Here is a 5,602-nt window from a genome sequence, read left to right on the forward strand (position 1 = left end):
CCCCCCCCCCCCCCCCCCCCCCCCCCGCTGGCGTTAAATGACGAACTGCTCCAGATAGCGCTTGGACAGGCGCAGGGAGTCCAGGATGCGCTCCCGGCTGCCCTCGAAGGCCCGGTCCTCCACCTCGATGCAGGTGTATCCGCTGTAGCCGATGTCGGTGAGGGCGGAGACGTACTTGGCCCAGCTCACGTCGCCCAGGCCGGGCAGCTTGGGCTCCATATACTGAAGGGGGTAGGCCATGACGCCCACCCGGGCCAGCTTCTCGGGGTAGAGCTTGATGTCCTTGTAGTGGACGTGGAAGATGCGGTCCTTGAACTCGTACAGGGGGCGGATGTAGTCCATCTGCTGCCAGATGAAGTGGCTGGGATCGTAGTTGATGCCGAAGTTGGGGCTGGGGAGGATTTCAAAGCACCTGCGCCAGATGTCGGGGGTGGTGAAGAGGTTCTGGCCGCCGGGCCAGTTGGTGGCGTCGAACCACATGGGGCAGTTCTCGATGGCCACCTTGACGTGGTGTTCCTCGGCAAAGGCGACGATGGGGGGCCAGATCTCCCGGAACAGCTCCAGGTTTTCCTCCACGGTCTTGTGGGTGGCCCGGCCCACGAAGGTGGTGACCATGCCCACGCCCAGCTTCTCGCTGGCCAGGATGACCTTTTTCAGGTGGGCGATATTGGCCGCCCGCTTCTCCAGATCCTCGTCCATGGTGTTGGGGTAAAAGGCCAGGGAGGAGAGCTCCACGCCCCGCTCCTTGCAGTAGCCCAGGATATAGGCGGCCTTCTCGTCGGTGAGGCCATCCACGTCGATGTGGCTCACCCCGGCGTAGCGGCGCTCGGCCTTGCCGGAGGGCCAGCAGGCCGCCTCCACGCAGGAGAAGCCCAGGTCGCGGGCGGTGTCGATCATCTCCTCAAAGCTCCAGCCGTCCAGGATGGCGCTGACAAAACCAAGTTTCATATTGTGAAAACTCCTTTCGTTAATCCTGGGCGACGGACACCGCCCTGCCTGTCCGGGAGGACTCCAGACAGGCAAACACGGCCCGCATGGCGGTGAGCACCGACTCTCCGGAGATGGCGGGGGGCGTGTTGCCGGTCAGGCAGTCCATGAAGCAGTCGATGACGCCGGAGGCGGTCTGGTTGTCGTTGGTCTGGATGGCCTCCAGCTCGTAGAGCGCCTTCTCCCCGCCGGCGGTGATGAGCTTGAGGGAGTAGGCCGGGTCGTCGTAGATGCGCAGGATGCCCTTTGTGCCGTAGAGCACGGTGGAGTTGTCCTCCGCGCCGTAGTAGGTCCAGCTGGCGGTCATGGTGCCGATGGCGCCGCCGCTCATGCGGTAGATGCAGATGGCGTTGTCGTCCACGCCGATGAGCTGCCCGTCGGCCCCCCGCTTGTCCAGGGTGGTCACCTTGGCGGTGGCCTCCACCACGGTCTGGCCCAGCAGGTACTGGATGAGGTCAGTCTTGTGGATGCCCAGGTCGGCCATGGCGCCCATGGCGGCCTTACTCTTGTCGAAGAACCAGGTGTTCTTGCCCGGATCCACGCTCCAGGTCTCGGGGCCGCCGTGGCCGAAGGTGGTGCGGAAGGTGAGAATGTCCCCCAGCACCCCGTCCGCCACCAACTGGCGGGCCTTCTGGTGGGCCTTTGTCAGGCGCTGGTTCTGGCCGATCATGAGGAACCTGCCGCTCTCCCGGGCGGCGGCGGCCATGGCCTCGCAGTCGGCCAAGGTGGTGGCCATGGGCTTCTCGCAGAGCACATGCTTGCCCGCCCTCAGGGCGGCGATGGTCAGCTCCGCGTGGGCGGTGTTGGCCGCGCAAATGCTCACCGCGTCGATGGCCGGGTCGGCCAGCAGCGCCTCCCAGGTGGGGTAGGCCTGGCCGCCCCACTGGGCGGCCAGGGCCTGGGCCCGCTCCTGGTTGAGGTCGTAGTACCCGGCCAGCCGGGCCTGGGGGTGGGCGGCGTACTCGGGGATGTGGCGCACCTGGGCAATCTTGCCGCAGCCGATGATGCCGATATTGAACATAATGTGGGATGCTCCTTTCTCTTACGCGTCGGCTTCCTTCTTCTGGAGCAGCACGGCGACGATCACGATGACGCCCTTGCAGGCCTCCCGCAGGAAGGGGGGCACGCCGAAGAGGGTCAGCAGGTTGTTCATTACGCCGATGATGAGCATGCCCAGTACGGTACCCACGATGGAGCCCTTGCCGCCGGACATGCTGGTGCCGCCCACGATGACGGCGGCGATGGCGTCCATCTCATAGCCGCTGCCGGCGCTGGCGTAGTCCATGGAGCCGATGCGGGAGACCTGGATGATGGCGGCGATGGCCACCAGCATGCCGGTGAGCATGTAGATGCGGCGCTTAACCTTGTTGACGTTGATGCCGGACAGGCGGGCGGTGCGGATGTTGGAGCCCACGGCGAACACATGGCGGCCGAAGGTGGTGCGCTTGGACACCACATAGAGGACGGCGGCGATGGCCAGCCAGTAGAGGATGGGCATGATGTAGAAGCTGCCGATTTTCAGATTGGCGATCTGGAGGAAGCCCTTGGGCACGGAGGGGTTGGCGTGCTGGGTCAGGTGCTGGGTGACGGAGCGGAAGATCTGCATGGTGCCCAGGGTGGCGATGAAGGGGGGCAGCTTGCCGTGGGCGATGAGCACGCCGTTGAGCCAGCCCAGCAGCGCGCCGAAGACCAGGCCCACGGCGATGGCGATGATGTAGGCGGGCACGCCGGTGATGCCCATGCCGGCCAGCAGGCCGGTGGCGCTGCCGTCCACCACCATCATGACCATAGCGCCCACGGCCACCAGGGTGGAGCCGACGGACAGATCAATGCCGCCGGAGATGATGACGAAGGTCATGCCCAGGGCGATGATGCCCACGGGGGCGTTGTTGCGCAGAATGTTGAGCCAGTTGGTCAGCAGGGAGAGCAGCAGCTCGCCCACGCTGCCCTCGCCAAAGTTGTAGATCATGATGGCGGTCTGGACGACGATCATCAGAATCAGCACCAGGCCGGTGCTGACCAGGGGGTTCTGCTTCCAGGCGGCGACCAGTCCGCCGCCGGAGGATTTCTTTTCCAGTTCTTTCGTTCCCATAGCCGTTACTCCTCTGTATGAATTGCCTGTGCGGAAGGCGCCGCGCCGCCGGTGGCCAGGTGCATGATGGTCTGCTCGTTCATGTCCGCCCCGGAGACCTCGCCCTGGAGGGCGCCGTGGTACAGAACCAGGGCGCGGTCGCACACGCGGATGATCTCCTGGGCCTCGCTGGACAGCACCACCACGGCCACGCCCTCCCGGGCCAGCCGCAGGATGATGTCGTAGATCTCCTCCTTGGCGCCCACGTCCACGCCCTGGGTGGGGTTGTCCAGAATCAGCACCTTGGGGTGGGCGGACAGCCATTTGGCCAGCACCACCTTCTGTTGGTTGCCGCCGGACAGGCTGGTGATGAGGTCGGTCTTTTTGCCCATCTTGATGTGCAGCTCGCCCACCTGGCGGTCAAACTCCGCGTCCCGGCGGCGCTGGTTGATGAGGCCCCGGCGGGCCAGCCGGGGGAGGGTGACCATGGAGCCGTTCTCCACGATATCCATGTCCTTGATGATGCCGTTCTCCTTGCGGTTGCGGGGGACATAGCCGATGCCCAGCCGGATGGCCTGGGGGGTGGAGGTCACCTTGACGGGCCGGCCCTCCACAAAGAGCTGCCCGGTGTAGGGCAGGTCGCCGAAGACGGCCTGGAACAGCTCGCTGCGGCCGTCGCCCAGCAGGCCGGTGACGCCCAGCACCTCGCCGGCGTGGACGGTGAAGGAGATGTCCCGGAAGTGGGCGCAGTCGCCCAGCCCCTCCCCACGGAGGATTTCGCCGCCCAGCTCCTTGTCCTGGTGCAGGTTCTCGGTGCGCACGTCGTGGCCCACCATGAACCGGGCCAGGTCGGCGGTGGTCACCTCGGCCACCGGCCCGGCGGCCACCATGTTGCCGTCCCGCAGCACGGTGTACCGGTTGCAGACCTCCATGACCTCCTTGAGCTTGTGGGAGATGAAGACGATGGCCACGTTCTGCTTTTGAAGCATACGCATCATATCAAACACGCGCTCAATCTCCGGGTCGGTCAGGGAGGTGGTGGGCTCGTCCATGATAATCAGGGAGGCCTCCATCATCATGGCGCGTGAAATTTCCACAATCTGTTTGTAGGACGCATCCAGCTCCCGCACCATGGTGCGGGGATCCAGGTTCAGCTCCAGACGGTCAAAGACCTCCTGGGTCTTCCGGATCATGGCCTTGGCGTCCAACAGGCCGTATTTGGTTTTCAGTTCCCGGCCGATAAACATGTTCTCGTAGATGGCCAGATCGTTGATCAGGCTGAGCTCCTGGTGGATAAAGGCGACTCCCGCGCTGAGGGAGTCCGAGGGGGTGCGGAAGTGGACGGGGGTGCCATCGATGACGATCTCACCGCGGTCGGCGGGCAGCACGCCGCCCAGTATGTTCATCAGTGTGGACTTGCCCGCGCCGTTCTCGCCCAGCAGGGCGCAGATCTCCCCGCCCTGAATGGAGAAGTCCACGTGCTTGAGCACGTCGTTGGAACCGAAGGATTTGCAGATGCCGCGCATCTCCAGTGTCATGAGATCACATCCATTTCTGTTCTTTCGGGAAAGGGGCTATGGCTGGTGCCATAGCCCCTTTATCAGCGGGAAATCTGATTAGTAGGGAGAATTCTCGTCCAGGTGGGACTCCACGGTGTCGCGGTCCAGAATGGTGGTGGGGATGATCTTCACGGGGTCCTCGGGGGCGTTGCCGTTCAGAATATCCAGCGCCATGTCCACGGCGTCCTCCACCATGTCGGGGGAGTACAGGGCGGACTGCAGCCAGATGTCCTGGTTCTCGTCGGCCAGCATCATGTTGAACCACTCCTGGGCACCGCCGCCGCCGGTGATGACCTTGATGTCGGTGCGGCCGGCGTCACGGATGGCCTGCAGGACGCCGATGGAGGTCTCGTCGTCCATGGAGAAGACGGCGTCAATCTGGGAATTGGCGGTCAGAATGTCCGCCATGTCCGCGCGGCCGGCCCCGCGGGTGAATTCCGTTGCGTACTCGATGAGGTTCATGTCGGGGGCCAGCTCAGCCATGTGCTCGGTGAAGCCCTGCTTGCGCAGCTCGGCCACGGAGCCGGAGGTGGGCACGTCCAGGATGACCACGGTGCCCTCGGTGCCGATCTTGTCCACGATGTACTGGGCGCTCTGATAGCCCATGTCGTAGTTGTCGCCGGACACGCGGTACACGCCGTCGGCGTCGATGGCGATATCGAAATTCACAACGGTGATGCCCTCGTCAATGGCCTGCTGGATGGGAGCCTCCATGCCCTCCCACTGGGGGAAGGCCACGATGGCGTCGGCGCCCCAGGTTTTGAAATCATCGAGCTGGGTGGTCATCTGGGCGGCGTCATTGCTGACAGACACCAGATATTCGATCTTGCCCTCGTCGGCCAGCTCCTTACAACGCTGCTCAGCGTAGTAGGCCACGCCGGCGGACCAGCCGTGGGTGACGGCGGGGGCCAGGATGCCGATCTTGTAGACCTCGCCCTCAGGCGCGGGGGTGTCGGTGGCGGCGGTGCCCAGGAGTGGTTCAACA

The 5,602-nt window shown here is 64.5% G+C and carries 5 protein-coding genes; all 5 read right to left on the reverse strand.

The window, feature by feature from the left end:
* Positions 1 to 33: 33 nt before the first annotated feature.
* A complete protein-coding gene (locus tag ACESY8_RS12555; protein ID WP_054338725.1) occupies positions 34 to 948 on the reverse strand; it encodes a sugar phosphate isomerase/epimerase family protein in 915 nt (304 codons plus the stop codon).
* Positions 949 to 967: 19 nt separating this feature from the next.
* Positions 968 to 2,008 carry a Gfo/Idh/MocA family protein gene (locus ACESY8_RS12560; RefSeq protein WP_054338724.1) on the reverse strand — a complete coding sequence of 347 codons (1,041 nt, stop codon included), beginning with the start codon at positions 2,006 to 2,008 and terminating at the stop codon, positions 968 to 970.
* A gap of 21 nt (positions 2,009 to 2,029) precedes the next feature.
* On the reverse strand, positions 2,030 to 3,079 hold the full coding sequence (locus tag ACESY8_RS12565) for an ABC transporter permease (protein ID WP_024724801.1): 1,050 nt from the start codon (positions 3,077 to 3,079) through the stop codon (positions 2,030 to 2,032).
* A 5-nt stretch (positions 3,080 to 3,084) separates the two neighbouring features.
* Positions 3,085 to 4,596, reverse strand: a complete 1,512-nt coding sequence (locus tag ACESY8_RS12570; protein ID WP_054338723.1) for a sugar ABC transporter ATP-binding protein — start codon at positions 4,594 to 4,596, stop codon at positions 3,085 to 3,087.
* A gap of 78 nt (positions 4,597 to 4,674) precedes the next feature.
* Positions 4,675 to 5,602, reverse strand: a 928-nt coding sequence (locus ACESY8_RS12575) for an ABC transporter substrate-binding protein (protein ID WP_498794757.1), incomplete at its 5' end; no start/stop codon positions are given.

Source organism: Clostridium sp. ATCC BAA-442, assembly GCF_964239415.1.
In the GTDB taxonomy this organism is placed as follows: domain Bacteria; phylum Bacillota; class Clostridia; order Oscillospirales; family Oscillospiraceae; genus Flavonifractor; species Flavonifractor plautii.

Excerpts from the sequence above, each read along its gene's own strand:
- ACESY8_RS12555 (WP_054338725.1), bottom strand. The coding sequence starts at position 948 with ATGAAACTTGGTTTTGTCAGCGCCATCCTGGACGGCTGGAGCTTTGAG.
- ACESY8_RS12560 (WP_054338724.1), bottom strand. The coding sequence starts at position 2,008 with ATGTTCAATATCGGCATCATCGGCTGCGGCAAGATTGCCCAGGTGCGC.
- ACESY8_RS12565 (WP_024724801.1), bottom strand. The coding sequence starts at position 3,079 with ATGGGAACGAAAGAACTGGAAAAGAAATCCTCCGGCGGCGGACTGGTC.
- ACESY8_RS12570 (WP_054338723.1), bottom strand. The coding sequence starts at position 4,596 with ATGACACTGGAGATGCGCGGCATCTGCAAATCCTTCGGTTCCAACGAC.